Source organism: Eggerthella lenta DSM 2243 (assembly GCF_000024265.1).
GTDB lineage: Bacteria > Actinomycetota > Coriobacteriia > Coriobacteriales > Eggerthellaceae > Eggerthella > Eggerthella lenta.
The window spans coordinates 267,474-290,650 of sequence record NC_013204.1 but is presented as its reverse complement, the minus strand read 5'-3'; the positions used below and the strand labels follow the sequence as shown (position 1 = coordinate 290,650).

Genomic DNA, 23,177 nt, shown 5'->3' with positions numbered 1-23,177 from the left:
CAGCAGCGTTCCGCCTCCCGACCCGCCTTCGTGCCTCCACCCTCCACCCCTCCACTATGGAGGGTTTTCGCAATCCACCCACTTTGGCGCTGGCGGGGCGACCCCGTTCCCTGGCAGGATGGCGACAGCGGATCGACCGGAGGAGGGTCGGCCGCCGACAAGAAGCATCGTCGAACAGGGAGGATCATCATGAGCACAGAGGGAAAGAACATCGCATCCGCAGGCGTTTCGCGCCGCTCGTTCCTTATGGGACTGGGCGCGACGGCAGCCGTCGTAGCCGGAAGCGGCCTCGCCGGCTGCGCGCCGCAAAGCACCGCGGCGCCCGCAAGCGCCGAAAGCGGCTCCGATGCCGCAAGCGCCAACAACACGTCGAGCGCAACCGGCGCCCAGAAGCCCGACACCATCCAAGCCGCCGCCGAGACCCCGGCCGAGAAGCAGGAAACCAAGGACGTCGACTTCGTCATCGTGGGCAGCGGCGTGGCCGGCATGAGCGCGGCCGTGGAGGCCTCGCGCGCCGGCGCCAAGGTGGTCGTGCTTGAAAAGCACAACGTGACCGGCGGCGATTCGTCCATCTGCTCCGGCAACTTCTATTGCTGCGGCGCGAAGAAGCAGGACGAGCTGGGCTACACGGACTATGGCACACCCGAGGAGGTGGCGCAGTTCTTCTTCGATCAGTCCGACGGCGACGCGAACATGGACATCTGCCGCCTCGTGGCCGAGGGCGGCGGCGCGGCCATGGATTGGCTGGTGGAGCTGGGCTGCGACTTCGACAAGAAGCCCGGCGACAACGTGTCCGACCGCTCCATGCTGTCGACCACCAGCGGCAAGGGCATCGTGGACAACCTCATCGCCGAAGCCGAGAAGAACGGCGTGGAAATCATGATGGAAACGCGCGCCATCGAAGTGCTCATGGACGGCGGCAAGGCCGCGGGCGTGAAGGCGCGCCAGGGCAAGACCGAGTACACCATCAACGCGAAGGCCGTCATGCTGGCTTCGGGCGGCTTCGACGGCCAGGATTGGGCGAAGGAGCTGTACGCGCCGGGTGCCGTGGGTTGGCACACGTTCAGCAGCCCCAGCAACACGGGCGACGGCATCGAGCTGGCGAAGCAGGCCGGCGCCATGACGCTGCTGAAGGGCGGCCTGTCGCAGATCCACCTGGTGGGCCGCGAACCGCTGCCCCTCAACGACGAGCTGAGCGCGCTGCGCATGGTGAACACGGGCGTGTTCGTCACCGACCTGGGCTATCGTTGCGCGAACGAGTCTATGACCAGCCAGTTCGATTACTTCACGCCGTTCGTGGAAAGCGGCCGCAAGGAATTCACCATCATCTGCGACTCGCAGCAGCCCGACAAGCGCATGGAGCTTATCAAGAAGGGCGTGGAGAAGGGCGTCGTCGACACGGCCGACACCATCGAGGAGCTGGCCGAGGCGGCCGGGCTGCCCTCCTACCCGCTGATGAAGACCATCGAGCGCTATAACGAGCTGTGCGAGGCCGGTGAGGACGCCGACTTCCACAAGAAGCCCGAAGACCTGCAGGCCATCGAGAAGGCGCCGTTCTACGCCATCCAGATCACACCGAACACGAACGACTCGTTCGGCCAGCTGGCCATCAGCACGAAGGCCGAAGTGCTGGACGCCGACCGCAAGCCCGTCCCCGGCCTGTATGCCGGCGGCACGCTGGGCAACGCCGAGCTGTTCTACATGCGCTACGCCGTGAGCGGCTCGTCCATGTGCATGGGCACCGTCACCGGCCGCATCGCCGCCCAGTCGGCTCTGGAGTACTACGGCGCGTAACGCGCCGAACGCTCGGGAGCCGGCACGCCCGACGCCCGAGCGTCATCACACCGCCTTCCCTCCCCTCACGCCCTCCGGCTCTCGCCGGAGGGCGCTTTGCATACGAACGGGTCGCAGCCGCATCGTGGCCGCCGGCTCTCAAAACCGTCGTTCGGGCTCCTTCTCCTGTTCGACCCCGAATGTTTCACGTGAAACATTCGTACGCTTGTTGATCCTTGCGCGCATAGCCAGCGCTTCGCCGAGCCGCGGGCTATGCCTCGCGCCAGCAGCAGCCGTCGTCGTCTCGCAGCCCGCGGCCGCCTCCGTGCAACCGACAGCACGGCCAATGGCGAAAAGGCGTCGAATTCGGAAGTCGCTGCGCCTCTCCTCAGAAAGCAGGAAAGGGCCTCTCCCGATAACGCCCGGTCAAAACGATCCCGTCTCCAGCATCATGCGCCGATGCCGAACAGGGACGCCCGCTCGCTTCCGAATTCGGTATCTTTTTGCCATTGCGAGACCAGCCGGGGGGCACGAAGGGCCGTCAAGCAGACAGCGCGGTGCCTTGTGAAGACGATATCGCATGTTCGTAAAATTCTAATACTATGCTTGACTTTGTAATCTGTATGCAATAGCGTTACAGTTACTTACCGTCGACCCTAGCGCTCCCCTTAGGAGGACGTTGCAGCTCATGAATAGCCGTATGAGAAAACACGCGGCGCTGGCCGTCGTCACGCTGGCCGCAGCCGGAGCGCTCACCCTGGCGGCATGCGCGGAAACGCCCGCCGCATCATCCGACGCGCCCGCAATTCAAAACCAAAGCAAAAGCGAGGAATCCATGACAAACGAACGCAACGGCGGGTACGCCACAATTTCCGAGGACGAGGCGGTTGCCATGATGAGCGAAAACTCCGCAACCCTTGTAGACGTCCGCACCGCACGCGAATATGCTGACGGGCACATCCCCGGAGCCATCAACATACCCGTCGAAACCATCGGCTCCGTCAAACCCGCCGGCCTTCAAGGCGTGGACGAAAACGCCTCCATCATCGTCTACTGCCGGACCGGCGTGCGCAGCGAACACGCTTCGAACATGCTTCTCAACCTGGGTTACAAGCACGTGTTCGACCTGGGCGGCATCGTCGACTGGAACGGCGAAAAGGTGGCCGGAACCGAGCCAGGCAGCTTCGCAGGCGACGCGCAGTAGAATCTGTCGCCTTGGAGGTCCGTGCGTGTCCCGCCGGAAACGACACGTGGACAGGTATGGGCAACCGCTCCGCTAAGCCAACTGCGGAACGCGCACGGATCTCCAAGGCGACAAACCGAAACGCTCGTCAGACCGAGCGTCCGCGAACATGCGTAGAACGGGAGGGGAACGTGCGCCGCAAGCCGTCGGCGCACGCGTCAAAGCCGTGCGGATGCGGCGGATCCCTGTCCAAGCTCCGCCGCACCCGCACGAAACGCCCGCGAATCACGCGAATGAGACAATAGCCCCGTCCCTTTGTCTCATCGAAACGGCCTCATTGCCCGGGGCCGTTTCGCGTTCGGAAGGTTATTTCGCGATCAGCACGGGGATGGGCGATGCGTGCAACAGCTTGTGGCTGACGCTGCCCATGTACTCCTTGAGCCCGCTCAGGCCACGGTTGCCCACAATCAGCAGGTCGTAGTCGCGCTGGCCGATCAGCTTGACAATCTCGGTGGCCGGATTCGTGCCGGTTAGCAGCAGCGAGTCGGTGCGCGCGGCAACGTCCTCGCCCATCTTCTGCTCGGCCTCGGCCAGCAGATCCTCGCCGTCGGAGATCATCATGTCGAGAATGTCCTTGAAGTTCGCCATCTGCGTTTCGTCGAGCAGCGGGATAGGCACCACGTACACGACGTCCACATGCGCCTCGGGATTCACTGCAGCCAGGCTGGCGGCCATGGCGAGCGCGCGGTCGGCACCCTCGGATTCGTCGAACGCCACGAGCAACTTGTTAACGGCCATGGTGGGCCTCCTCTCGGTCGCGGCGAGCGCGGTGCGCCGCCTGAAAACGTCCTACCTCCAGTATAGGGCTTTCAGCGCGGGCAGGGAAACAAGTTGTCCACGCTTTCATGACCGCTTTCGCGCGGATCGCCGGCCATCGCCAGCCGGGCGGTCGGGTGCCCTACGATAAACATCTTCGGCAGCGTGCAACATGCCCCGAATAGAGCGGCCCCCTTTAGGGTCTCGACGAAAGGACGCACCATGGAACAGTTCGACGCAGCGATCATCGGGTTCGGAACGGCGGGCCTCGCCCTGGGCGGTGCGCTTGCCGACGATGGCCAGAACATCGTAGTCGTGGAGCAGTCCGACACCATGTACGGCGGCGCCTGCGTGAACAACGCATGCATCCCCACGAAGGCACTCGTGGAATCGGCACGACTGACCGCGGCCGTAGGCGGCTCTATCGTTGAACGCGAGGAGCGCTACACCGCGGCCGTCGACGACATGAAAGAACTGCGCTCCGCCTCGCGCGAACGCAACTACCGCGCGCTGGCCGATCGCGAGAACGTCGACGTCATCGACGGCCGCGCATCGTTCGCGAACGCCACGCACCTGACGGTGGCCACCGCGTCGGGCACGCGCAGCATCGAGGCGAAGCGCATCTTCATCGACACCGGCTCGCTGCCGAAGCTGCCTTCCATCCCCGGCATAGACAGCCCGCGCGTGTTCGTCAGCAGCTCGCTCATCGAGCTGCCCACCCTGCCGCGCCAGCTCGTCATCATCGGCGGCGGCTACGTCGGCCTCGAGTTCGCCTCGTTCTACACCGACTTCGGCGCACAGGTGACCATCCTACAAAACAGCGACGCCATCCTCGCCCACGAGGATCCCGAGACGGCCGAAGCCGTGCGGAGGAGCCTCGAAGACCGCGGCGTCACCATCGTGTACGACGCGCACGTGACGCACATCGACGACGAGCACGACCAGGTGCTGGTGTTCGCCCAGGTGAACGGCGAGGAGAAGCGCTATCCCGGCCATGCCGTGCTGGTCGCGGTCGGCCGCACCCCGAACACGACCGGCCTCAACCTGGAAGCCGCCGGCATCGAGCTGAACGACCGCGGCGGAATCAAGGTGGACGAGCACCTGCGCACCACGGCCGACAATGTCTGGGCCATGGGCGACGTGACGGGCGGCATGCAATTCACCTACATCGCCTACGACGACTTCCGCATCGTCGCATCCGACCTGCTGGGCGACGGATCGCGCACGACGAAGAACCGCGGCGCCATCCCTTATTGCACGTTCGTGCACCCGCCGTTCGCGCGCGTCGGCATGACCGCGGACGAGGCGCGCAAAGCCGGCTATTCCGTACAGGTATACAAACTGCCCGCTGAAAAAATCTCGCAAGCGCGCATCCTGCAAGACCCGGTGGGTCTGATGAAGGCCGTGGTAGACGCGAACTCAGGAGTGCTGCTGGGCATGGATCTGTTCTGCGAAGATGCGCAGGAGCTGGTGAACACCGTGAAACTGGTCATGGATGCACGCATTCCCGCCTCCGTGCTGCAGAGCGCCGTATTCACGCACCCGTCCATGACCGAGGCGTTCAACAACCTGTTCCTGCCTCAGAACATGCAGGAGTAGAAGCCGTCGTGGACACGAACCTCCTGACCGGATCGCCGCCTTTGACGGCAAGCTCGTTCGTCATCCAGCGCTCGAAGCCCGCATAGGCGGGCGCCTTGCGTCCTTTGAGGCTGACGAGGCAGATAGGCACGGAAACGGAATCCTTGGCCGCCATGGGTTTCAACTCGGTGAGGGGGTTGAACTGACCGAGCGCAGGAACGCCAACGGTGAGCGCCAACCCGTTCTCTCGCGTCAGATAGCGCTCGAACTGCGCGGCAGTAGTCGCGCTGACGAGAATATCGACCCCGCGCTCACGATAGAACTCCGCAACGGAATCGTTGAAGCGGTCGAAGTCTTCCGATATGGAGACGGGGTACGGCTTTATATCGTCCAAGCTGACAGTTTGATGCTGCGCCAAGGGGTGCCGATACGACATAATCACGCCCAGCATCACCTTGCCGAGATTCAGGCAATCCATATCGGGGTGACGGCATGCGCCAACCACGATAAGCGCATCCAGGTGTCCCGCCTGCAGCGCCCCGAAGCCGCGAAGCCCCGCCTCAAGCCGTATAGAGGTTTCGATGCCCGAGTTCTTGTAGACGAACGATGCAATGCTGGCGCATGCTTGCTCGTATCCATAGAGCGGAGACGCGCACAGCCCCAACCGCAACAACGGAGATTCGGCAGAGCGTCGTCTGTGCGCAAACGCCTCCAACTCGTCGAAGCTTCTCAGCACCGGCTCGGCTTTGACGTAGAAGGCCTTTCCGAACAGGGTGGGATGCACGCCGCGGCTTTCGCGCACGAACAGCTCGTTCTTCAGTTCTCGCTCCAGATCAGCGATAGCCTTCGAGACCGCTTGGACGGTTACGTACTGCTCCTTTGCGGCCGCTGACAAGCTGCCGCTCTGGAACACAGCGACGAAGTATCTTACTTGCTTGATATTCAAAAAGTCTACCTCGAACCTATCGCGCGCCGATCCTTTTTGAGATTCTACCGCGCTCCTAGGTCGTTGCATCCGAGACGCGCCCCGTTCAACTATCTTTTGAACAGCAGTTCCTGAGCACAAAACGCGCGAGAAGAGCGCCTCTGATCGCACGAAGGGCGCGCGTCGCTTACGGGCTTTGCGAAAGGGGCTCCATCGGCGCAAGCTGCGTCACAGCGCGTCGCAGGGACGGGTGGTTTTACGCGCTTTCCGCAAATCCCACCTCCTGCGGAAAAACCGAGTGGCGGAGGGGCGCACCCTCCGTCGCAGCGCCTATAAAGACGCGAGCCGCTCGAGCGGCTCGCCGCAGGAGCCCGGCAGACTCGCATCCGCATCGATCCGACGGCGAACGGAGGAACGCCGTGGCAGAGATCGCGCGCTATGCACGATTTCAGGTGGTCGTTTTCGGAGGCGGAAAGGAAAAGCCCAGGTCGCGAGAAACGGCGGCGGCGGAGAATCGTGCATACCGTACGATCTCTGCCACGCGCGAGTCAACCGGAGGCGAGGCCCCCTCGAACGACCCGCCACCAGCTCGCCTTCAACCCGCCGGCGAGCCGTCGCCAGCAAGACCCCAAGCAACCCGCCGCCGACCCACCGCCGTCCCCAACGCGACCCCCCAAGCAACCCGCCACCAACGCAACACCCCTCCCCGCGAAGAAAGCATGTCGCTTGGGCGTGCCTTCGAGCGCCGCGCGACTGTTGGTGTAAGCTGCGTTAGGCAAGAACGGCGCCGTCATCGGGCTCCGGCTCTGCAGATCAAACCACCTCGCCCAAGGAGCACGCATGGCATCACCCGGGTTCCCCCTCCGCGCCGCCGCCGACGGCCCGCGCCGCATCGGCATGCCGCGCGCGCTGTTGCACTACCGCTACGGCACGCTGTGGACGACGTTCTTCGAGGCGCTGGGCTGCGACGTCGTGCTCAGCGACCCCACCGACCGCTCCACCGTGGCGCACGGGGACGCGCTGTCGAACGACGAGTGCTGCCTGGCCTCGAAGATCTACCTGGGACACGTGGCCTCGCTGGTGGATTCGGACGCGTGCGATGCCGTGTTCGTGCCCAGCATCGCCAACGTGGGACGACGGCGCGGGTTCTGCACGAAGTTCCAGGCGCTGCCCGACCTCGTGGCCAATACCTTCGCCGACCAGCGCATCGAAGTACTGTCGTGCCTGGTGAACGAGGTGGATGAACACAAAAGCATGAAAGACGCGCTCATCGAGCTGGCCACGCAGCGCTACACGGGCCCGCGCGAGGCGAAGCGCGCCTGGAAAGCGGCCGCCCGCGCGCAGGAGCAGGCCGAACGCGCCGCGACGTTGCGGCAAACGCGCGCCCTGTCCCAGCTGGAAGCCGCGCGGGCGGCGGCGCGGCGCCCCGAGGACGCACCGCTTGCCATCCTGCTGGCAGCGCACCCCTACCTCGCGCACGATGCGTTCATGGGCGGCGCGCTGACGGACCTGCTGGAAAGCATGAACGCCGTGGTGCTGTTCGCCGACGAGGCCGACCGTGAGCGCTCGCTGCAGGCCAGCTTCGACTTCTCCGACACGCTGCCGTGGATCGTGAACCGCGAGATCATCGGCGCCATCACGCAGCTGCACCACCGCGTGGACGGCATCGTGCTGGTCAGCGCGTTCCCCTGCGGGCCCGACTCCATGACCGACGACGCCATCGTGCGCTGCATCCAGGGCAAGCCGGTGCTCAACCTCACCATCGACGCGCAAAGCGGCACCGCCGGGTTGGAGACGCGCGTCGAGAGCTTCATCGACATCCTGCGCTACCAGAAGAAAGGGGGCTACGTTGGCGCCTGAGACGAAACGCGACGCGGTGAACCCGCTGCACACCGACGGCGACCGCGAGGTGCGCGGCGCCCGCGTGGTGGTGGGCACGCGGCGCGGCCCGTTCAAGCTGCTGCCCTCGCTGCCGAAGAAGCCGCGCGCCAAGCGCGAACGCCACGCCCGCACGCGCGTGGCGTTCTTCCGCTACAGCTACTACGACATCGCGTTCAAATTCTTCGTCGAACACGTGCTGGACGCCGATTTCGTCGCACTGCCGAAGCCCACGAAGCGCACCATCGAGCTGGGCTCGCGCCACTCCAGCGACATGGTGTGCGCGCCGTTCAAGCACATCCTGGGCGACTACATCGAGGCGCTGGAGCTGGGCGCCGACGTGCTGGTGCAGTTCGCCGGGCCCTGCCGCCTGGGGTATTACGGCGAGCTGCAGCAATCCATCATGCGCGATCTGGGCTACGAGTTCGACATGCTGAACTTCGCCATGCTCACCGGCAAGCCCCTGACCGAGTACATCTCGGTATGCAAGAAGAAGGTGAACCCAGACCTGTCGGTGCCGCATGGCGTGCGTAACATGCTGGCCGTGTTTAAAATGATCGAGCACCTGGACGAAGTGAACGATTTCTACCTGGCGAACGCCGGGTTCGAAGCCGAGCCCGGGTCGTTCGAGCGCGCGCGGGAGGCGTACTTCGCCGACATGCGCGCGGCCACGAACGAGCGCGAGATCGCCGAAGCGCAGCGGAAGGGCCTCGATGCGTTGCGCGCGCTGCCGCAGCATCGCCCCGCCCGCCCCTTGCGCGTGGGCATCGTGGGCGAGTACTTCACCGCAGCCGACCCAGCCAGCAACCTTGATCTGGAGCGCAAGTTCCTGGACATGGGCGTGGAACTGCACCGAGCGCTGAACATGACGAACCGCAACCTGCGCTACAACGAGAAGAACCTGCGCGCCGGCATCTCGGAGTACGTGCAGTACGACATGGGCCCCACGTCCAGCATGACCATCGCGGCCGCGCGCAAGTACGCGCAGGAAGGGTTCGACGGCATCGTGCACCTCAAGTCGTCGGGCTGCACGCCCGAGGTCGACTGCATGCCCGTGCTGCAGCGCATCAGCCGCGACACCGGCGTGCCCGTGCTGTACCTCAGCTACGACTCGCAGACCAGCGACACCGGTTTGGACACGCGCCTCGAAGCGTTCTACGACATGATCGCCATGAAGAAGGAGAAGACGGCCCGATGACCGAAGCAAGGGAAACTCACACGACCGCCAACGCCAGCGAGGGACGCCCCGTCCCGTCAGGGCGAACGGACTGCTACCTCGGCATCGACATCGGGTCGATTTCCACGAAGGGCGTGATCATCGACGCCGACCGGCGCATCATCGCGCGCACGTACCTGTGGACCGAGGGCAACCCGGCCGATGCCGCGCGCCGCGTGGTGGCCGACCTGGGCTCGCAGGTGGATCGCGACGCGGTGCGCGTGCGCGCCGTGGGCACCACCGGCAGCGCGCGGCGGCTGGTGGGCGCCATGTGCGGCGCCACCGTGGTGAAGAACGAGATCACGGCGCACGCGGTGGGCACGACGTTTTTGCATCCCGACGTGCGCACCATCCTGGAGATCGGCGGCCAGGACTCGAAAATCATCTGCGTGGAGAGCGGCATCGCCGTGGACTACGCCATGAACACGCTGTGCGCGGCGGGCACGGGCGCATTCCTGTCGAGCCAGGCGCATCGGCTGGGCGTGGAGGTGGAAGAGTTCGGCGACATCGCGCTGACCTCGAAGAAGCCCGCGAACATCGCGGCGCGTTGCACCGTGTTCGCCGAGAGCGACCTCGTACATAAGATCCAGGTGGGCTACGCGCGCGAGGACATCATCGCCGGCCTGTGCCGCGCGGTGGCCACGAACTACCTGAACAACGTGGGCAAAGGCAAGCAGATCGCCGCGCCCGTGGTGTTCCAGGGCGGCGTGAGCAAGAACGCCGGCGTGGTGCAGGCGTTCCGCGACGAGCTGGGCATGGACGTGGTCGTGGACGAGGACGGCCACCTCATGGGCGCGTTCGGCGTGGCGCTGCTGGCCGCCGAGGCCGCTCCGCGCGCCGGGGAGCCCGGCGACGGCGAGGCGTTCGACTTCGACGCGTTGCGCACGTTCGAGTTCGTCACCCGCGAGGTGGAGTGCCAGAAGTGCGCGAACCACTGCGAGATCATCTGCGTCTACCGCGACGGGAAGATCATCGACTCCTGGGGCAACCGCTGTGACAAAGGCGCCGTGAAGGCCGGGTAAGCGCCGCAACGCCATGCGGACGCGCTGCGGCGAGCTTGCGCCATCTCCACCAACTCGTCCCAAATCGCATCAGGACCATGATGGGCAAATATCTGTAGCATAACTATAGCTAGATTTATAGCTATAGTTATGCTATTTTTGATTCAGCCGATCGAAAGGAGACGCTATGTCCATCACAAATACCGTGAGCGTATCGGAAGCTCGAGCGAACTTCACCAAAATTGGCCGCCAAGTAAGCGAAACGCGCAAGTCGGTCACCGTTTTCAAGGGTTCAACGCCCTATTTGGTCATAAGCCCCGCCCCTCTTGCCAAGGAGCCCAACGAGGAAACCCTCGAAGCGTTCCGAGAGTTGGAGGAGATAAGAAAAGATCCCTCGCACAGGACGCACGAAGACGCAGATGAGCTCTTCGCTGCCTTAGGGATATAAATGTATCGCTCCATCAACTCCCCGGCATTCGAGCGCGATGTCAAAAAATGCATGAAGAAGCACTGGGACATGGGGTCTTTCAAGGCGGCTATATCCGCCATTCTTCATTCCGACGAGGAACCCATACCTTTGAAATACAACGACCACGCTTTAAGCGGCAACCTCCAAGGAAAACGAGAGCTTCACGTCAAAGGACGAACCAGTGACTGGTTGATCATGTACGAGATAGTCGATGGCGTGGTCGGCTTCGCGCGAACCGGCGGTCACGACGACCTCTTCTGAGCCGTCGCCCTAGCCCTGCCCGAACTGGAAGCCGGGGTACAGCGTCATGCCGCCGTCGACGAACAGGGTGGTGCCGGTCACGTAGCTGGCCTGGTCGGACGCGAGCCAGGCCGCGGCGGCGGCCACGTCTTCGGGGGCGCCCACGTACCCCATCGGGATGAGCCGTTCGGTTGCGGCGCGCGCTTCGGGATCGGCGAACTTCTCCGCGTTGATGGGCGTGTTCATGGCTCCGGGCGCGATGGCGTTCACGCGGATGCCGCGGTCGGCGTACTCGAGCGCCAGCGTCTTCGTCAGCATGCCGACTCCTGCCTTGCTGGCCGCATAGTCGGCGAAATGCGGCCACGGAATGATCTCGTGCACCGACGACAGGTTGATGATGACGCCGGGCATCTTGCGATCCAGAAAGTGATCGATGGCGCGGCGGCAGCCCGCGAACACGCCGGTCAGGTTCACGTCGATGACGCGCTGCCATTCCTCGATGGACTTCCGATCGGACGGCGAAGCCACCTCGATGCCCGCGTTGTTCACCCAGATGTCCACGCCGCCGAACGAGAACATCGCAGCGTCGAACAGGGCGTCCACGCACTCGTTCTTGCTCACGTCGGCCTGCACCGCGGCCGCCGCTCCGCCCGCTTCCTCGATGGCTCGCACCGTTTCGCGCGCGCCCTCTTCGTCGGAGCGGTAGTTCGCCACCACGTTCATGCCCTCGGCGCCGAAGCGCCGCGCCATGGCGGCGCCCAGCCCCTTCGAGCTGCCCGTCACCACCACCGTCTTGCCCTTGAGATCGTCGTACATGGGAGCCTTCTTTCCGCGCAGGGTCGTCGTATCATCCCGCGACCATAACGCACCCGGTCGCGTCCCAAGCCGCCCGAGCCCCCGCCGTCGCCCGCCCGTGGCGGACGCGTTACGCTTGCTTTGACGATGCCGGTTCAAACTACGTCGCCCTCCCTAAATCGCATGGAACTTGCGATGCGGGGCGGGGGTTCCTTCGGGATACTGGACGGCGTACCCGAAGGAAAGGAACCGGCATGCTCGTTGAATTCAAGGGGATGTTCCCCGACGTGGAGAAAGCCGCGTTCATCGCGCCGAATGCGGCGATCTGCGGCGACGTGGCGATGGACGAGGGCAGCTCGGTGTGGTTCAGCGCCGTCATCCGCGGCGAAGTGGCGCCCATCCGCATTGGCAAGAACAGCAACGTGCAGGACAACGCCATGCTGCACAGCGACTACGACTGCCCCGTCACGCTGGGCGATCGCGTGTCGGTGGGCCACAATGCCATCGTGCACGGCGCCACCATCGAGGACGATGTGACCGTGGGCATGCACGCCACCGTGATGAACGGCGCCGTGATCGGTGCGGGATCGATGGTCGCGGCCGGCGCGCTGGTGAAGGAGCGCTCCGTGATCCCGCCGTGCTCGCTGGTCGTGGGCGTGCCCGGCAAGGTGATCCGCACGCTCGACGCCCAGACGGTGGCCCGCAACATCGAGCACTCCCAAGAAGCCTACATAGCCGACGCCCAAGAATACGCCCGCGCCCGCATGGTGGGGTAGGAAACATCGGGGATGGCGATGGGATTCTATGCCTTGCCGGACGCAACGAATCCCAGTATGCCTACTCCCACTTGAAGAAACGCACGGCGATCACGGTGCATACCGCGGCCCACACCGCCATGATCGCCACCGGCACGACGGCCTGGTCGACGGGCAGTCCGAGCGACGTGGCTTTCAGCAGCTTCACGCCCTGGGTGAGCGGCAGCAGGTCGGCCCCGCGCTGCACGGCCGTGGGCATCATCTCGTAGGGCAGCGTCGTCCCCGACAGCAGCAGCATGGGGAAGTACAGGAGGCTTGCCAGCACGCCCGCGACTTTCTCGTTCGGCGCGAGGCCGCCCACCATCATGCCGAGCGCCAGCATAGCCGCCAGCACCAACACGTACGACCCGACGAACGCCGGCCACGACCCGGTGAACGCGTAGCCGAAGAACAGCGCCGCCACCCCGAACACGAGCACGGCCGAGATCAGCGCGTACACGGTGTAGATGGCCACCTGCACCGCCAGAATGGTGTGCACGCTGACGGGCGTCACGAAGTAGCGCTTGAGAATCTTGCGGTGCCGGTAGTTCGACACCACGAGCGGCAGGCCCATCGCGCCGCCGGCGCAGATGCCGATGGCAGACACCGCGCCCACCGATTGCGCCACGAACGTGTAGCTCGCGCCCTCGTAGGCAGGCTGATCGCCGAACATCATGCCGACGACCAACATCACCACCACAGGCATGATCACGGCGAAGATGGGCATGTTCATGTCGCGCAGCGACAGGCGGAACTCGACTCGGAACAGGGTGCTAAAGGCTTTCATGGGCGCCTCCCTCGGAGAAATGGGCGGTTGCGGCAGGCTCGGCAGCTTCCACGGACTCAGCGTGTTCGGCAGGTTCCGCGTACGCAAGGTACGCGTCCTCGAAGCTGGCGAACGGACCGGACGCCACAGCTTCGGCAACGGTGCCTTCGAAGACGATGCGCCCCTTGCGCAGAATGATGACGCGATCGCACAGCGCTTCCACCTCATCCATGAAGTGGCTGGTCAACACGATGGTCATACCCTGCTGGCGCATCTCGTCCAACAGATTCCACACGTCGCGGCGGGCTTTCACGTCCAGCCCCGTGGTCAGCTCGTCGAGAAACACCACCTCAGGACGCGGGATGAGCGCCAGCACCACGAACAGGCGCTGGCGCTGGCCGCCCGACAGCGACTCGACGGCTTGCTTGCGCACCTCGGTCAGGCTGAATCGCGCGAGCAGCTTCGCCGGGTCGTCGGCTTCGCGATACAGCGCGCGCGTTGCGCGGCACAGCTCGTCCACCGTAATCTTGTCCTGGTAGCGCGCTTCTTGGAACTGCACGCCCACCCGCTGGAACAGCTCCTTGCGCCGGGTTCGCGGATCCAAGCCCAAGATCGTGACGCTCCCCGCGTCGGGGCAACTCACGCCCAGCAGGCATTCCAGCGTCGTGGTCTTCCCCGCTCCGTTCGCACCCAGCAGCCCGAACGTCTCGCCGATGGCCACGTCGAAGCCGATCCCGTCCACCGCAGGCACGCCTCCGTACGTTTTCACCAGATCACGTACGTGTACAACGTCGTTCATACGTCCTCCTATCTTTCGGTCGCCGAAGATACTAGAAGACGCGCCAACTCTGGTGGCAAAGTGGAGGGTTTGTTCAGGCGAGTTTTTTCATGCGCTCGAGCAGCTCGATCATCTCGAAGGCGTTGCGCTCCGCCGCATCGAGCGACGTCAGCAAACGATCGCATACCGACAGGATGTCATCGTCGGGATCGGGATGGTCCAGCACGTGTCCGATGTCGGCGGTCGCATCGCGGTCAAGCGCGTCGAGCAGCCGCAGGATGGCGGCCAGCGAATAGTTCGCGGCACGCAGCGCGCGGATGATGGCCAGGCGGTCGAGGTCGGCGGCGCTGTACACGCGATAGCCGTTCTGCTTGCGCTTGACCTGCAACAGGCCGTTCATCTCCCAATTGCGCAGCGCATCGATGGTGGTGTCCAGCTGGTCAGCCGCCTCCTTGCGCGTCAGCATAAGCCGTTCGGCGCGTGCGGAACCGTCAGAGCGCGAGAGCAGATCGCGCACGTGGCGCAGGGCATCCTCGGCGGCACAACGCTCGCGCCGCAGGTGGTCGATACGCTGCCGAGCCAGCGAGATCGCCTCGTCGTAGCGCTGGCTCGCCATCGTTTCGACGATGGCGAGCACCTCCCGGCGCAGACCGTTCTGCACCAGCTCGACGTTGAGCGCAGCGCGCACGAGCCGCACCTGCAGCAGATGCAGGTCCGTGAACACGCGATAGCCGTTCGCAAGGCGCTCGGGCGCGGTGATGAACCCGATGCGCTCGTAGAGGCGCACCGTGTTCGGGTGGATGCCGACGGCGCTCGCGATGCGCGAGGTGGTGTAAGTGCGAGGCTGGTCCATGCGCCGAGTATAGCCGACGAGCGCCGCTCGCGGACGCTCGAAATCGGGGATTCCGGCTCGCGCACCTCGCACGGTATACTGAACGAACCGCGTTTTCGCGCTCGTTTCGAGGAGGCACCCATGACGCACCTGCCCGCTCCCCATCGGATAACCCGCCGATCGTTCTGCACGCTGTCCGCCGTTGCGCTGGCCTCGCTCGCGCTTCCCGCCCGCCGCGCGTTCGGCGATGAAGCGGCAACCGCCGCCACTGCGACGCAGCCCGGCGCCATCGTCATCGTGCACACGAACGACGTGCACTGCGCCGTGGACGACAACCTGGGATACGCGAAGCTCGTCAACTACGCAAAAACCATGCGCTCGACCTACGGCGCGGACAACGTGACGCTTGTGGACGCGGGCGATGCCGTGCAGGGCAAGGCCATGGGCACGCTGACCGACGGCGAGTACCTCGTCGACATCATGAACGAGTGCGGCTACGACTTCGCCATCCCCGGCAACCACGAGTTCGACTACGGGATGGCCCAGTTCAACACGCTAGTCGCCCGCGCGAACGCGAAGTACCTGTCCTGCAACTTCACCGACCTGCGCACGGGCAACCTCATGTTCGACGCGTACGCCATGCGCGAATACGGCACGGGCGCCGACACTAAAAAGGTCGCGTTCCTGGGCATCTGCACGCCCGAGTCGCTGACGAAGTCCTCCCCCGCCCACTTCCAGGAAGGCGGAACCTACCGTTACGGCTTTTGCGAGGACGACTCCGGCGCGAAGCTGTACGACGCCGTGCAGCGCGCCGTCGACCAAGCGCGCGCCGACGGTGCCGACTACGTGGTGGCGCTGGCGCACCTGGGCCAAGGCGGCGTGACCCCGCGCTGGACCAGCGCGGCCGTGGCGGCGAACACGAGCGGCATCGACGTGATCATCGACGGCCATTCGCACGAGCTGTACGTTCAGACCCCGCTCAACAAGAACGGCCAACCGGTGCTGGTCACGCAGACGGGCACCCAGCTGGTGGGCATCGGCCAGGTGGTCATCAACCCCGCGACCGGAACCATCGCCGCCTACGCGTCGGACGGCACCGAAACCGTCACCGCATCCACGACGAACGGCACCGCCAGCATCATCAAGGCTTGGGACGGCGTCGATGCCGACACGGCCGCCTGCATCGCAGGGCTGCAAGCGGATCTCGCGAAGATCACCGGGCGCGTCATCGGGCGCTCGGACGTGCGCTTGGTCGCCCTCGAGGACGACGACTACACCTGGGCCGTTCGCGCGCACGAGACGAACCTCGGCGACTTCGTGGCCGATGCGTACCTCGCGCTGGCATGGCATGGCGGCATCATGGCCGATATCGGACTCGTGAACGGCGGCGGCATCCGCGCGAACATCGAGCCGGGCGACGTGACGTACGGCAACCTCATCGACGTGCAACCGTTCAACAACCAGCTGGCCTACGTGGACACCCTCGGCCAGAACATCCTCGACGCCCTCGAAGTGGGCGCGTCGAAGCTGCCCGAGCCCAGCGGAGGATTGCAGCATGCGGCGGGCCTCACGTACACCGTGCGCACGGACATTCCGTCGTCGGTGCAGATGCCGGGCGGCAAATTCGGCGGCGTGGCGGGCGAGTACCGCGTCCGCAACGTGCTGGTGAACGGCGAGCCCCTCGACGTGAACCGGCGCTACAAGCTGGTGTCGCACACGTTCCTGCTGGTGGACGGTGGCGACGGCCTCACCATGTTCATGAACGACGAAGCCGTGCTGCTGGATTTGGACAACAAGGCGCTCATCGAGTACATCCAGTACGATTTGAAGGGAACGATCGGCGGCGAATACGCCGATCCGGACGGCCAAGGGCGCATCGTGATCAAGGGCGGGTCCGACCCCGAGCCTACGCCGCTACCCACGCCCGAGCCGACCGACGAGCCCGTCGAGGAGCCCGCCGCCCCCGGCGGCAAGCCGCTGGCGAGCACCGGCGATCCCTTCGGCGTCGCAGTCGTTGGAGCCGCCGCGGTCGCCACAGTCGCAGGAGCCGTCGCCGTAAGCGCCGGCGCAAGCGCGCGCCGCTAGCCGCTCAGGATGACAGACGGGAGCGAAGCGACCCGTCTATGCGTCCGCAGGACGCATAATGCGCGCCCCGGTTGGCGTAGTAAGACAGCGAGGGCCGCTGCGGTGCCTCGCATTCGTGGGATCGCGGAGGCGAAGCGCGCCCCGCAGGAAGTCCCCGTAGGGGATACTGTGGTACGCGAGCTTCCGGGATCGCGCGAAGACGGGGTGCCGCAGCGGACCGCAGCGTCGAGCTGTTCCGGCGGCTGGCAAGCCGCCGGAACCAAGTTACGCCATCAGCTTGGTCACCGCGTTCGCATACGCTACCGGATCCTCGATGGGCAGGCCCTCAACCAGCAGCGCCTGGTTGTACAGCAGCTCGGCGTACAGCTTCACCTTGTCGGCGTCGCCGGCTTCCTGCGCGGCGCGCAGCACGTCGAACACCGCGTGCTTCGCGTTCACTTCCAGCACGCGCTCGGACTTAATGCCCTCGCCGCCGTCGGGCATCTGTGCCATGATGCGCTCCATCTCCAGCGACACCGGACCGGCCGCGGTGATGCAAGCGGGAGCATCGGTCAGGCGTGACGACACCGCCACCTTCATCACCGAGTCGCCCAGCGCGTCCTTCATAGCGGCGAACAGGGCCTCGTTGTCCTTCGTCGTCTCCTCGGCTTCCTTCTTCTCCTCTTCGGAGGCCAGGTCGAGGTCGCCCGACGCCACGTTCTTCAGCTCGAACGGCTCCGGCGCATCCTCGCCGTCGGCCGCGGGCGCACCGTACGTCATCATCGACTGGAAGCAGAACTCGTCCACGTCCTTCGTGCACAGCAGCACGTCGTAGCCCTTCCCCAGCACCGTCTTCACGATGGGCATCTTGGCCAGGCGCTCGACGCTCTCGCCGGCGGCGTAATAGATGGCCTTCTGGTCGGCCGGCGCGGCCTCCAGGTACTCGTCCAGCGTGACCAGCTTCTCCTGCTTGGCCGAGTAGAACAGCAGCAGGTCGGCCAGCTGGTCCTTCAGCATGCCGTAGCTGTTGTAGATGCCGAACTCCAGGCCGCGACCGAAGTTCTCGAAGAACTTCTCGTACTCCTCGCGATCGTTGTCGCGCATCTTCTTCAGCTCGGACGTGATCTTCTTCTCGATCTTCTTCGCGATGGCGCGCAGCTGGCTGTTGTGCTGCAGCGTCTCGCGGCTGATGTTCAGCTGCAGGTCCTGGCTGTCCACCACGCCGCGCACGAAGTTGAAGTGGTCGGGCAGCAGCTCCTCGCACTTCTCCATGATCAGGACGTTGGAGCTGTACAGCGCCAGGCCCTTCTTGAAGTCCTTGCTGTACAGGTCGTACGGCGCGCGGCCGGGGATGAACAGCAGCGCGTCGTAGCTGAGCGCGCCCTCGGCGTGGATGCTGAACGTGCGCGCCGGGTCGGTGAAGTCGTGGAAGTCGGTCTTGTAGAACTCGTTGTACTCCTCGTCGGTGACCTCGGACTTGCTGCGCTTCCAGATGGGGATCATCGAGTTGATGGTCTCGACCTCGGTGTAATCCTCGTACTCGGGTTTGTAGTCGTCGCCGGCGTCCTCGGGCTTGGGCAGCTCGCGCGTCTTCGACACTTCCATCTGCACGGGGTAGCGCACGTAGTTGCTGTAGCGCTTGATGAGGTTCCGCAAGCCGAACTCGCTGAGGAACGTGTCGTAGTTGTCGTCGTCGGTGTTGTCCTTCAGCGTGAGGATGACGTCGGTGCCGTGGCCCTCGCGCTGGGCCTCCTCGATGGTGTAGCCCTCCACGCCGTCGCTTTCCCAGGCCCAGGCCTCGTCGCTGCCGTACGCCTTCGACACGACGCGCACCTTCGACGCCACCATGAACGCGGAGTAGAAGCCCACGCCGAACTGGCCGATGATGTCCACGTCGTCGCCCTGGGCGTCGGCGTTGTCGGCCTTGAACTCCATGCTGTCGGAGTGCGCGATGGTGCCCAGATTGCGGTCGAGCTCGTCCTTCGTCATGCCCAGGCCGCTGTCCGACACGGTGACGGTGCGCGCGTCCTTGTCGAACGCCACGCGGATGCCCAGCTCGTCCTTGCTCAGCTGGATGTCCTTGTCGGTGAGGCTGCGGAAGTACAGCTTGTCCACCGCGTCCGACGCGTTCGAGATGAGCTCGCGCAGGAAGATCTCGCGGTTCGTGTAGATGGAGTTGATCATGAGGTCGAGCAGCTTCTTGCTCTCGGTTTTGAACTTGCGCATAGTTGGCGTCGCTCTCCTTTTCGTACCTGCCGGTCTGCCCGTTTAGCAGTCTCGGACTTCGAGTGCTAAACGGGATTTTAGTACGACGCGGTACGATGTCAAGCGGAACGCACCCCGATTGCAGAACACGCGCACAGGCGACCGGCAACGCGCCGCCGGATGCCGCACGCGGCAGCGGCCGACATGCACGGGTGCCGGATGCCGTACGCGGCAGCGGCCGCCGCATGTGCGCCGGCCGAGCACGCGACCCCGGCCGCCGCGCGCGGGCCGACGCGCGCACCTCCGGCTCCCGTTCTACAGCAGATCGTCCTCGGCGTGGCACAGATTACACGCTATGCACGATTCTTCGACACTGCCATTTCTTTCGACCTGGGCTTTCTCTCTTTTCTTCCGATAACAAGCCTCAATAATCGTGCATACCGCGCAATCTCTGCCAACCGGCTTCCCATCTTGCTATCGACCACGTATCATGAGCCAATGGAGCCAACCCTATGTCATACATCCGCACTTGAATACTGGAGATCGGTTCGCATCGGCCAGCGAAGTTTTCGCGCCATCGAAGATACCCGACCGCTTCTCGACGAACCTCCCCGAAAAGGATCGCTTGCCGAACCGGGGCCATGGTGGCTCGAACGTCCTTTGCACGTGCTCGTACCGCACAACTCCGTTCGTCGAGCTTCGAACGAGGCCGTCAGTCATGTGGAAGGCGGAACGTTGCCGCCACGCTCGACCCTCGACTCTATGAACGGCTTCCGCGTATGCTCCCCGGAGTTGTGTTTCGTGCAAATGGCCACGTTATGGAATCTTCCGAAGCTTATCGAACTGGGCTTCGAGCTATGCGGAGCCTACGACCTCTCCGACAACTCCTACCGAACGTGCGCGCCGCTGACCAGCGTCGAAAAGCTTACCGCGTATGCAAACAGCCTCGACAAGACGCACGGCAAAAGGAAGGCAATCAAGGCGCTTCGCTATGTGGCGAACGGATCGGCCTCATCGCGCGAGACGATCCTGACGATGCTTCTCACGCTGCCGTACCGAATGGGAGGTTACGGCCTGAAGCAGCCGCTGCTCAACCATCGCATCGACTTGGGCAGGCGGGAACGGCGCATTGCCGGCAAGAACTACCTCGTGTGCGATTTGTACTGGCCTGAAGCGAAACTCGACGTCGAATACGACGGCGGAAACCACGAGGATCCAGAGCAGATGCTGAAGGACTCGATGAGACGAGATGCCCTGGTGTCGATGGGAATCACCGTGCTGACCGTCACGAAATGGCAACTCGAAAACGGCGGAAGCATGAACGCGATCGCGCACACCGTTGCCGAACACACCGGAAAGCGCCTTCGCTACGTCGATCCCGATTTCACGCGCGCCAACCGACAGCTTCGCCGCGATCTGCTCGGGTTCTGAATGCGATCGAAAGCCGGCAGCGAACCCGCTTCATCCTTGGCAGTCGAAGCGAGGTCGTCCGCTGCTAAACCGGGATCGACATGCACCGCCGCACGCCGCTTCCCCTGTCGGGCGGCTGGCGATCGGGCGGGACGAGCGCCTGGCCGATGGCCGAGGAGGGCTTCCGAGCCGCCGGCGAGCTTTCGCGGGACGGGCCGATCCGGGCTATGCCAATCCTGGTTTAACGGCGGACCGAGCCGTAGCTGGCAGAGATTGCACGCTATGCACGATTTTTTCATCGTTAGTTTTTTACGACCTGGGCTTTCTTCCCGACCGCATTAAAAATGCGGCTTAGAATCGTGCATAGCGTGCAATCTCTGCCAGCCGGCGCCCTGCGAAGCCGACCGGCATCCTGCAGCACCCCGCGAAACCGGCCGGCAGTCTGCAGCACCCTGCAGCGCCCTGCGAAGCCGGCCGGCGCCCTGCAGCACCCTGCAGCGCCCTGCGAAGCCGGCCGGCGCCCTGCAGCGCCCTACGAAGCCAGACGTCTCCCCTACACTCCCTGCAGGCAGGTGTCCATCGCGTAGCGCAGCACGTCGGAGCGGTTGACGGTGCCCACGATCGCGCCGTCGCGCACCACCGGCACTTTCTTCAAACGGCGCGTGGCCAACAGGTTGCACACCTCTTCCAGCGACGATCCGGCCTCGATGGCCACCAGCTTGTCGGTGGCGATCGCGCTCACCGGAAGCTCGATGAGCTCGCGCAGGCGCTCGTCGAACGTCTGGCTGTTGGCGGCTTCCACCAGCGAATACGATCCCGTGATCAGCGGATGCTTGTCGGCCAGGTAGCGCATCACGTCGCCGTCGGACACGAAGCCCGCCGGATGCCCCTGCTCGTCCACCAGCGGCAACCCGCCGACCCTCAAATCCACGAACGCGCGCATCGCCTCGCGCACCGGCGTGGCGGCCGGCAGCGTGTAGGGGTCAGCCTCCATGATGGACGCAAGCACCGACAGCGCCTGGGGCTGCGCCGCGCGTTCCACGGCCTGCACGGCCGCACGCTTCCGCGCCGCGCGAGCATACGCCAGCGCTAAGGCGAACCCAACGACGCCGATGGCCGCGGCCACTGCCATCGCAAGCGCGAACCCGTCTGCGGTCGCCTGCGCTGCAGACGCGCCCGAAGCCGCAGCGCCCGCTTGGCCCGACGACATGATGCCGATGTACAGCGATGGCCCGATGCAGGCGGCGATCTGCACGAACGTGGTCATGAGCGCCACGCCGAACGGATTCTGCCGAGGCGGCAGCGCACGCAGGCCCGCCGTCTGCGAGGGCGAGAAGATGAAGCCCACCGCCACGTACATCACCAGCATGGCCGCGAACACCGCCGGCACGGACAGCTGCGGCGCAACCGCCACCAACGCGATGAAGCCGACGGCGATGCCGCCGAAGCCCAGAGGCAGCAAAGGCCATTCGCCTCGTTTGTCCATGATGCGGCCGCCCAGCAGCGTGGCGCCCGCGTTCGCCAGCACGGGAACGAGGATCACCAGACCAGCGGCGAAGGCGGTCATGCCCGCCGCGCCTTCGAAGTACAGCGGCAGCAGCACGCTCATCGAGAACATGCTCATCATCGCGATGGTCACCAGAATGATCGCCGGCCAGAACGCGCGATTCTTCATCGGCGCCAAATCGATGAGCGGATGCGCGCATCGCAGCTGGCGCACCACGAACACTGCAACCATGGCCGCCGCCAGCACAAGGGCGGCGACAGCCAGAACACCGTCGGTGGTCAGCTGCGTCAAACCGAACGACAACACGGTCAGCGCCACGGCGGAAAGGACCACCGACAGCACGTCGAGATGCGCTTCGTGCGTTTCGAGGTTCTTCATGTAGAAGAAGCCGAGCACGGCCAGCACCGCCATCGCCACGATGGGCACGACGAAAATGCTGTGCCATCCGAACGCCGTCACCAGCGCGCCGCACACCACCGGGGCGAACGCGGGGCCGAACGTGATCATGCAGCCGCCGACGGACAGGTACGTGCCCAGCTTGTTCTTCGGCGTGACCACGAGGATGGTGTTCATCATAAGCGGGATGAAGATGCCCGTGCCCACCGCCTGCACGAGGCGCGCGACCAGCAGCAGCTCGAAGCTGGGAGCGACGAGCCCCATCGCGGAGCCGACGATGCTCAAGCCGGCCGCGCCGAAGAACAGCGTGCGCACATGGAAGCGCCGATAGAGAAACGCCATGCACGTGACCACGACGGTGGCCACGATCATATAGCCGGTGACCAGCCACTGAGCCGTCACGGAGTCGACGCCGTACTCCGCCATGATGGACACGAGCGCCATGTTGACGAGGTTCTCGTTGAACCCCGCAATGAACGCGCTGCCGTACAAGACGGACAGCAGCAGCACAAGAGGTTTCCCTTGCATAAAGGAATCGTCCTTTCGTCTTC

The 23,177-nt window shown here is 64.7% G+C and carries 19 protein-coding genes; 11 read left to right on the top strand and 8 right to left on the bottom strand.

The features are described from left to right. Positions 1-189 precede the first annotated feature (189 nt). Together ELEN_RS01085 and ELEN_RS01080 are read left to right on the top strand one after the other, a co-directional pair. On the top strand, positions 190-1,794 hold the full coding sequence (locus ELEN_RS01085; protein WP_015759883.1) for an FAD-dependent oxidoreductase: 1,605 nt from the start codon (positions 190-192) through the stop codon (positions 1,792-1,794). 667 nt (positions 1,795-2,461) lie between these two features. Beyond that, a complete protein-coding gene (locus tag ELEN_RS01080; protein ID WP_015759882.1) occupies positions 2,462-2,977 on the top strand; it encodes a rhodanese-like domain-containing protein in 516 nt (171 codons plus the stop codon). A gap of 345 nt (positions 2,978-3,322) precedes the next feature. Here ELEN_RS01080 and ELEN_RS01075 read toward each other — a convergent pair whose 3' ends face one another. Further along, positions 3,323-3,754, bottom strand: a complete 432-nt coding sequence (locus ELEN_RS01075) for a universal stress protein (RefSeq protein WP_009305782.1) — start codon at positions 3,752-3,754, stop codon at positions 3,323-3,325. 240 nt (positions 3,755-3,994) lie between these two features. Between ELEN_RS01075 and ELEN_RS01070 the strand changes: the two genes are divergently transcribed. Continuing rightward, positions 3,995-5,371: an FAD-dependent oxidoreductase gene (locus tag ELEN_RS01070; RefSeq protein ID WP_009305781.1), complete on the top strand. Its 1,377-nt coding sequence runs from the start codon at positions 3,995-3,997 to the stop codon at positions 5,369-5,371. Here ELEN_RS01070 and ELEN_RS01065 read toward each other — a convergent pair. Then, positions 5,334-6,446 carry a LysR family transcriptional regulator gene (locus ELEN_RS01065; RefSeq protein ID WP_233946856.1) on the bottom strand — a complete coding sequence of 371 codons (1,113 nt, stop codon included), beginning with the start codon at positions 6,444-6,446 and terminating at the stop codon, positions 5,334-5,336. The two genes, ELEN_RS01070 and ELEN_RS01065, sit on opposite strands and share 38 nt — an antisense overlap. A gap of 669 nt (positions 6,447-7,115) precedes the next feature. Between ELEN_RS01065 and ELEN_RS01060 the strand changes: the two genes are divergently transcribed. The 5 genes from ELEN_RS01060 (at position 7,116) to ELEN_RS01040 (ending at position 11,100) form a co-directional block, all read left to right on the top strand. Then, the gene (locus ELEN_RS01060) at positions 7,116-8,135 is read left to right on the top strand and encodes an acyl-CoA dehydratase activase-related protein (protein WP_009305779.1); all 1,020 of its coding nucleotides are present in this window, start codon (positions 7,116-7,118) and stop codon (positions 8,133-8,135) included. Beyond that, complete coding sequence (locus ELEN_RS01055) at positions 8,125-9,351, top strand: 2-hydroxyacyl-CoA dehydratase (protein WP_035578732.1); 1,227 nt, start codon at positions 8,125-8,127, stop codon at positions 9,349-9,351. The genes ELEN_RS01060 and ELEN_RS01055 overlap by 11 nt, the downstream gene beginning before the upstream one ends. After that, on the top strand, positions 9,348-10,391 hold the full coding sequence (locus ELEN_RS01050; protein ID WP_009305777.1) for an acyl-CoA dehydratase activase: 1,044 nt from the start codon (positions 9,348-9,350) through the stop codon (positions 10,389-10,391). The genes ELEN_RS01055 and ELEN_RS01050 overlap by 4 nt, the downstream gene beginning before the upstream one ends. A 166-nt stretch (positions 10,392-10,557) precedes the next feature. Next, the gene (locus ELEN_RS01045; RefSeq protein ID WP_015759879.1) at positions 10,558-10,818 is read left to right on the top strand and encodes a prevent-host-death family protein; all 261 of its coding nucleotides are present in this window, start codon (positions 10,558-10,560) and stop codon (positions 10,816-10,818) included. Next, positions 10,819-11,100, top strand: coding sequence for a type II toxin-antitoxin system RelE/ParE family toxin (locus ELEN_RS01040; RefSeq protein ID WP_015759878.1), 282 nt, complete (start codon positions 10,819-10,821; stop codon positions 11,098-11,100). Positions 11,101-11,109: 9 nt separating this feature from the next. Here the strand turns inward: ELEN_RS01040 and ELEN_RS01035 are convergent, their stop codons facing one another. After that, complete coding sequence (locus ELEN_RS01035) at positions 11,110-11,895, bottom strand: glucose 1-dehydrogenase (RefSeq protein WP_015759877.1); 786 nt, start codon at positions 11,893-11,895, stop codon at positions 11,110-11,112. Between the two features lie 233 nt (positions 11,896-12,128). Between ELEN_RS01035 and ELEN_RS01030 the strand changes: the two genes are divergently transcribed. Then, positions 12,129-12,650, top strand: coding sequence for a gamma carbonic anhydrase family protein (locus ELEN_RS01030; RefSeq protein ID WP_015759876.1), 522 nt, complete (start codon positions 12,129-12,131; stop codon positions 12,648-12,650). Between the two features lie 61 nt (positions 12,651-12,711). On the opposite strand, the gene ELEN_RS01025 is transcribed toward ELEN_RS01030, so the two are convergent. The 3 genes from ELEN_RS01025 to ELEN_RS01015 form a co-directional block, all read right to left on the bottom strand. Beyond that, positions 12,712-13,455, bottom strand: a complete 744-nt coding sequence (locus ELEN_RS01025) for an ABC transporter permease (protein WP_015759875.1) — start codon at positions 13,453-13,455, stop codon at positions 12,712-12,714. Further along, on the bottom strand, positions 13,442-14,233 hold the full coding sequence (locus ELEN_RS01020) for an ABC transporter ATP-binding protein (RefSeq protein ID WP_015759874.1): 792 nt from the start codon (positions 14,231-14,233) through the stop codon (positions 13,442-13,444). The genes ELEN_RS01025 and ELEN_RS01020 overlap by 14 nt, the downstream gene beginning before the upstream one ends. A gap of 73 nt (positions 14,234-14,306) precedes the next feature. Continuing rightward, positions 14,307-15,065 (bottom strand): MerR family transcriptional regulator, encoded by a 759-nt coding sequence (locus ELEN_RS01015; protein WP_015759873.1) that lies wholly within the window; start codon positions 15,063-15,065, stop codon positions 14,307-14,309. Between the two features lie 120 nt (positions 15,066-15,185). On the opposite strand from ELEN_RS01015, the gene ELEN_RS01010 reads away from it, so the two are divergent. Continuing rightward, positions 15,186-17,129, top strand: a complete 1,944-nt coding sequence (locus ELEN_RS01010; RefSeq protein WP_015759872.1) for a bifunctional metallophosphatase/5'-nucleotidase — start codon at positions 15,186-15,188, stop codon at positions 17,127-17,129. A 264-nt stretch (positions 17,130-17,393) separates the two neighbouring features. On the opposite strand, the gene htpG is transcribed toward ELEN_RS01010, so the two are convergent. Further along, entirely contained in the window at positions 17,394-19,334 is a 1,941-nt protein-coding gene (gene htpG / locus ELEN_RS01005; protein WP_015759871.1) for a molecular chaperone HtpG, read from the bottom strand. Between the two features lie 198 nt (positions 19,335-19,532). Here htpG and ELEN_RS16095 point away from each other — a divergent pair, with 198 nt between their 5' ends. Continuing rightward, the gene (locus ELEN_RS16095) at positions 19,533-20,744 is read left to right on the top strand and encodes an endonuclease domain-containing protein (protein WP_157666241.1); all 1,212 of its coding nucleotides are present in this window, start codon (positions 19,533-19,535) and stop codon (positions 20,742-20,744) included. Between the two features lie 532 nt (positions 20,745-21,276). Here ELEN_RS16095 and ELEN_RS00995 read toward each other — a convergent pair. Beyond that, entirely contained in the window at positions 21,277-23,154 is a 1,878-nt protein-coding gene (locus tag ELEN_RS00995; RefSeq protein WP_015759869.1) for an MFS transporter, read from the bottom strand. Positions 23,155-23,177 lie beyond the last annotated feature (23 nt).

What these genes read in the sequence shown, in the direction of transcription:
- ELEN_RS01085 (WP_015759883.1), top strand. Translation starts at nt 190, where the DNA reads ATGAGCACAGAGGGAAAGAACATCGCATCCGCAGGCGTTTCGCGCCGC.
- ELEN_RS01080 (WP_015759882.1), top strand. Translation starts at nt 2,462, where the DNA reads ATGAATAGCCGTATGAGAAAACACGCGGCGCTGGCCGTCGTCACGCTG.
- ELEN_RS01075 (WP_009305782.1), bottom strand. Translation starts at nt 3,754, where the DNA reads ATGGCCGTTAACAAGTTGCTCGTGGCGTTCGACGAATCCGAGGGTGCC.
- ELEN_RS01070 (WP_009305781.1), top strand. Translation starts at nt 3,995, where the DNA reads ATGGAACAGTTCGACGCAGCGATCATCGGGTTCGGAACGGCGGGCCTC.
- ELEN_RS01060 (WP_009305779.1), top strand. Translation starts at nt 7,116, where the DNA reads ATGGCATCACCCGGGTTCCCCCTCCGCGCCGCCGCCGACGGCCCGCGC.
- ELEN_RS01050 (WP_009305777.1), top strand. Translation starts at nt 9,348, where the DNA reads ATGACCGAAGCAAGGGAAACTCACACGACCGCCAACGCCAGCGAGGGA.
- ELEN_RS01045 (WP_015759879.1), top strand. Translation starts at nt 10,558, where the DNA reads ATGTCCATCACAAATACCGTGAGCGTATCGGAAGCTCGAGCGAACTTC.
- ELEN_RS01040 (WP_015759878.1), top strand. Translation starts at nt 10,819, where the DNA reads ATGTATCGCTCCATCAACTCCCCGGCATTCGAGCGCGATGTCAAAAAA.
- ELEN_RS01035 (WP_015759877.1), bottom strand. Translation starts at nt 11,895, where the DNA reads ATGTACGACGATCTCAAGGGCAAGACGGTGGTGGTGACGGGCAGCTCG.
- ELEN_RS01030 (WP_015759876.1), top strand. Translation starts at nt 12,129, where the DNA reads ATGCTCGTTGAATTCAAGGGGATGTTCCCCGACGTGGAGAAAGCCGCG.
- ELEN_RS01025 (WP_015759875.1), bottom strand. Translation starts at nt 13,455, where the DNA reads ATGAAAGCCTTTAGCACCCTGTTCCGAGTCGAGTTCCGCCTGTCGCTG.
- ELEN_RS01020 (WP_015759874.1), bottom strand. Translation starts at nt 14,233, where the DNA reads ATGAACGACGTTGTACACGTACGTGATCTGGTGAAAACGTACGGAGGC.
- ELEN_RS01015 (WP_015759873.1), bottom strand. Translation starts at nt 15,065, where the DNA reads ATGGACCAGCCTCGCACTTACACCACCTCGCGCATCGCGAGCGCCGTC.
- ELEN_RS01010 (WP_015759872.1), top strand. Translation starts at nt 15,186, where the DNA reads ATGACGCACCTGCCCGCTCCCCATCGGATAACCCGCCGATCGTTCTGC.
- htpG (WP_015759871.1), bottom strand. Translation starts at nt 19,334, where the DNA reads ATGCGCAAGTTCAAAACCGAGAGCAAGAAGCTGCTCGACCTCATGATC.
- ELEN_RS16095 (WP_157666241.1), top strand. Translation starts at nt 19,533, where the DNA reads ATGCCGTACGCGGCAGCGGCCGCCGCATGTGCGCCGGCCGAGCACGCG.
- ELEN_RS00995 (WP_015759869.1), bottom strand. Translation starts at nt 23,154, where the DNA reads ATGCAAGGGAAACCTCTTGTGCTGCTGCTGTCCGTCTTGTACGGCAGC.